The following is a 4041-nucleotide window of genomic DNA, read 5'->3' on the forward strand; positions in this document are numbered from 1 at the left end:
TTTGGTGCGCCAGACCTGCGCGACCAGCGGCGTCACCGGCATCTCGCTCACGAAACTGGACGTGCTGGACGGGTTTGAAACGCTCAAGATCTGCACCGGCTACGAGCTGGACGGGGCGCAATTGGACTATCTGCCCACAGCGGCCGACCAGCAAGCCCGCTGCACCCCCATCTACGAGGAAATGCCCGGTTGGTCCGAAAGCACCGAAGGCGCGCGCAGCTGGGCCGATCTGCCCGCGAACGCGATCAAATATGTGCGCCGCGTCGAAGAGCTGATCCAGTGCCCCGTGGCGCTGCTGTCCACCTCGCCAGAGCGGGAAGACACGATTCTGGTCACCGACCCCTTCGCCGATTGATCTGACACGCCGGGGCCCTTCGGGGCCCTTGGCACGTGATGAAAGGACGACATGATGGCCCTTGGATATAAAGCACGTCGCCGGTGGGCGCTGGTCATTCTGCTGATTGGGCTGCCGCTCTATATCATTGCGGCGGTGGTCACCGTGTCGCTGTTTGACCGGCCACCCTTCTGGATCGAACTGGTGATCTATATCGCGCTTGGCGTGGTCTGGGCGATCCCGTTCAAATTTGTGTTCAAGGGGATCGGTCAGGCTGACCCGAACGCGGATCACGACGCAGAATAACCCGTTTCGCCTGCACGTCGTATAGGCTTGCACACCATCATTATCGCATAAAAAAACGGCCCCCTCGGGGGCCGTTTTTCGTTTCGGTTGTCATGTTTTGCCCGCTTAGCCAGCGGCGCGTGCATCCGGCTGGAACCCGATCTGTTCGGAGGCCTTGAAGCGGCCACCTTCCAGCTTTTGCAGCTTGCCAGTGCGCAGCAGCTGACCGAAGGAGCGTAGACCTTCCTCGCGGCTGAAATCCTCGGCACCGCCTTGGCGGACGGTGTTCATCAACTGCGGACGCGAGAAATCGTCCATGCCTTCGACAAAGGCCATATAGGCCGCGGCCGCCTCCAGCAGGTCGGGAAGCTGGGTCGCGCCCATTTCCTCGGCGAACTCGGCAAAGCCACCGGCTTGCGGCACCGGCGCGGGGGCCACTGCGGCCACGCGGCGGGGGCGTACGGGGGCCACATTGCGCGGCTGGTCCGTGTCGATCCGCTGTGCCGCTACCAGTTTCAGCGGGGCAGGGCGCGGTTCGGCGGGGCGTTCGGTGCGGGCCGTGGTAGACGCGGGGCGGCGCGGTTTGACCACCTCGGCCAGATCGCTGCGGTAGGCGTTGTTTTCGCGTTCCGCAGCATCGGGCGCACCAAGGGCCATATCGGCCTTTTTCGCGGCTACGGCGGCGCGCAGATGGGTGATCGCGTCGCGGCGTGTAGCGGCTTCGGGTTCGTCCATCTGGTTGTCGGTTTCCGCCAGCAGACGGTTCATATCCGGGCCGCTGTCCGCGTCGAGCGTTGGCAGGCTGCGGCGTTGTGGGGCGGCTTTGGGGGCTTCGGCTTCGGGCTCTGCCGCGGTGTCGGCTTGGACCTCGGCCTGTGCCTCTTCGGCGTCATCCTCGGAAACATCAATGTCTTGGGTTTCTTCTTGGGCCGTGTCTTCCTGCGAATCTTCCTCGGCGGTCTCTTCTTCGGGCGCGTCGTCCTCATCGGCGACGGCTTCTTCGGCGTCCTCAGGCGCGTCGGTCAGCGTGTCGGCAGCGGCGGAGGATAATGTTGCCTCAAGCTCGGCCAGCTCGCGGGCCAGATCTTCTTCATCCTCGTCAGAGAGCGTCGATTCGGGGTCGCGCTGGATACGCAGGGCGGGTTTTTCAGGCTCTTCGAGAACCGCAGGCGCGTCTTCTTCGACCTCTTCCAGCTCGCCTTCGGCGATGGCACGGTCGATGTCGGCGCGTTTGACCTTGAGCACGCGACCACGAGGCGCTGTGTCTTCTTTGGCTTCACCGGTTTCGTCAGCGTCAACCTGCGCGGCGTCAGCTTCTTCCACTTCATCAGCCGCAACATCTTCGTGCTGTTCTTCACTCTCTTGTGCAGCGGCAACGTCTTCTTCTGCTTCAGCTTCGAGGTCGGAGGATTGTGCGATGTCTTCGACCGTATCGTCGGCGTCCAGCGCGCCTTGGATGTCGTTGATCGCGTCCGCGATGACATCGTCGGTGCTGTCTTCGGCGTCGATTGTGTCCTCGTCGTCAAAGACCTGAGGCTGCGGTGCGGCGGGGGCGTCCTGATTGGCGACCACGGCGCGGATGCGCTGCAGTTTGGCCGCGATGCTATCAACGACAGGGGCCGCAACGGGCTGGATTTCGGCGTCTTGTTCGTCGACGGTCACCTCGTTGCGCGGGCTATCGGCGAAAAACGCTTCGACATCTTCGTCGGGTTGACCGGGGACGATATCCACCTCGGGGGCGGGGGCCGCAGATGCAGGGGCCGCTTCGGCTTGCGTGGCTTCGGGCTTTGGCGCGGCAACATCACGGCTGACCACCTCGTCGCGCAGTGCGGCGGCTTCGGCCTGAGGCGCGGGTGCGGCCTCTGGCTCGGCAGATTTCAGCGCGTTGATGCGGTAGGCGTCATAATAGGCAGAGATTTCCTTGGGCCGGCGCGGCGCGAAGGAGGTCGACACCACCGACGGACCGGCAGCCGTGCTGCTGACCTGCGGCTGCGGTGCGGCAGGAGCCTTGGGTGTTTCGGCGGCTTCAGGCGCAGGGGCGGGCTGCGCTGGCGCTGCGGGTTCTTCTGGGGTCTGCGCGCTCAGGACGATCTGACCGTCCTGCTGGCGCGCTTCGACGCGGCGCGAGATTTCTTTCTGGGCGATATGGGCCAGCATCTCCGCATCGGGCTGTGCGGGTTCTGCACCGAAATACCGATCCTCCGACGACAGGTCGCGGAAATACTCTGCGATGGCCTTCATGGTGCCGAATGAATCGTCAAAGCCTTCCAACGTGCACGAGAAAGTGCCGTATGAGACCGTCAGAATTTTGTTGTTATTCATCATCGGATGGTCGTCCTCTGCCTATTTGCAGCTTACTGTTTACCATAAGGTTCAAGACCAATTCGGCTCGAATCTGTGCCCTGCAACGTATCATTTAATGTCAAAATTGCGGCATTGTTTCCAATTTGAGGTAAAACCGCGTGAAAACAACCATTGTGGCAAGCCGCAGCCCTGTCACCGTCATCGGGGGCGGGCAGCCCGGTCCGAACGACCTGAACGAGGCGTTGCAGCTTGCCCCGATGTGTGTGGCGGTCGATGGCGGGGCAAATCTGGCTCGCGACGCAGGCGTAGAGATCGCGGCGCTGGTGGGGGATTTCGATTCTGTCACGCCCGAGACCCTGTTGCAGATCCCGCTCGCACGGCAGTTCAAACTGGCAGAGCAGGAAACCACCGATTTCGACAAGGCGCTGCGGTCGGTGGCCGCGCCGTTGATCGTGGCGGTGGGGTTTTCGGGCGGGCGCGTGGACCATCAGCTTGCTGCCCTGAGCTCTCTGGCGCGGCATCCGCACCAACGTTGCCTGCTCATCGCCGGAGAGCAGGTGATTTTCCTCGCGCCGCCCCGGCTTGATCTGCCGACACGGGCGGGGGATGTGGTGTCGATATACCCGCTGGCGGCGGTCCACGGGGAAAGCAGCGGGCTTGAGTGGCCGCTTGACGGGCTAGAGCTTTCGCCGCTGGGGCGGTTGGGGACATCGAACCGTGCGACGGGGCCCGCGACCCTTAGGGTGGATCGTCCCGCTGCGTTGGTGATGGTGCCCAGGGTGCTCATTCCGCAGGTTGCACAATCGCTGCTGCAGCCAGACGCCGCTGCGTGGCCCGCTCCCTCAGAATAATATAGAGACCGGCGGCCATGGTGATCCCCATCCCGAGCGCCGCCAGCGCATTGGGCAGATCGCCAAAGACGATCAACCCGACCAGCGTCGCCACGGGAATTTCGAGATATTGCATCGGTGCCAGCGTGGCCGAGGGGGCGTAGCGCAAGGACCATGTCATCAGCAGATGGGCCACGCTGCCAAGGACGCCGATTGCGATCAGCAGCATCCAGGCGTTTGCGTCAGGGACGCGCCAGCCCAAGGCGGGCACCGCTACGGTTTGCCCCA

5 protein-coding genes are annotated in these 4041 nt (G+C 63.4%); 3 read left to right on the plus strand and 2 right to left on the minus strand.

Features of this window, described 5'->3' with window-relative positions; genetic code table 11:
* A partial coding sequence (locus B3849_RS10375) for an adenylosuccinate synthetase (protein WP_286780097.1) occupies nucleotides 1–355 on the plus strand: 355 nt, incomplete at its 5' end.
* Between the two features lie 54 nt (nucleotides 356–409).
* On the plus strand, nucleotides 410–640 hold the full coding sequence (locus B3849_RS10380) for a DUF2842 domain-containing protein (protein WP_005852473.1): 231 nt from the start codon (nucleotides 410–412) through the stop codon (nucleotides 638–640).
* A 105-nt stretch (nucleotides 641–745) separates the two neighbouring features.
* Here B3849_RS10380 and B3849_RS10385 read toward each other — a convergent pair whose 3' ends face one another.
* Nucleotides 746–2944: a hypothetical protein gene (locus tag B3849_RS10385; protein ID WP_278425302.1), complete on the minus strand. Its 2199-nt coding sequence runs from the start codon at nucleotides 2942–2944 to the stop codon at nucleotides 746–748.
* Nucleotides 2945–3081: 137 nt separating this feature from the next.
* On the opposite strand from B3849_RS10385, the gene B3849_RS10390 reads away from it, so the two are divergent.
* Complete coding sequence (locus B3849_RS10390; protein ID WP_278425303.1) at nucleotides 3082–3774, plus strand: thiamine diphosphokinase; 693 nt, start codon at nucleotides 3082–3084, stop codon at nucleotides 3772–3774.
* Here the strand turns inward: B3849_RS10390 and B3849_RS10395 are convergent.
* On the minus strand, nucleotides 3707–4041 hold a 335-nt coding region (locus B3849_RS10395), incomplete at its 5' end, for a DMT family transporter (RefSeq protein ID WP_286780099.1). The genes B3849_RS10390 and B3849_RS10395 overlap by 68 nt on opposite strands.

Origin of the sequence: Sulfitobacter sp. UBA4523, assembly GCF_002388305.1 — a bacterium.
In the GTDB taxonomy this organism is placed as follows: Bacteria; Pseudomonadota; Alphaproteobacteria; order Rhodobacterales; family Rhodobacteraceae; genus Sulfitobacter; species Sulfitobacter pontiacus.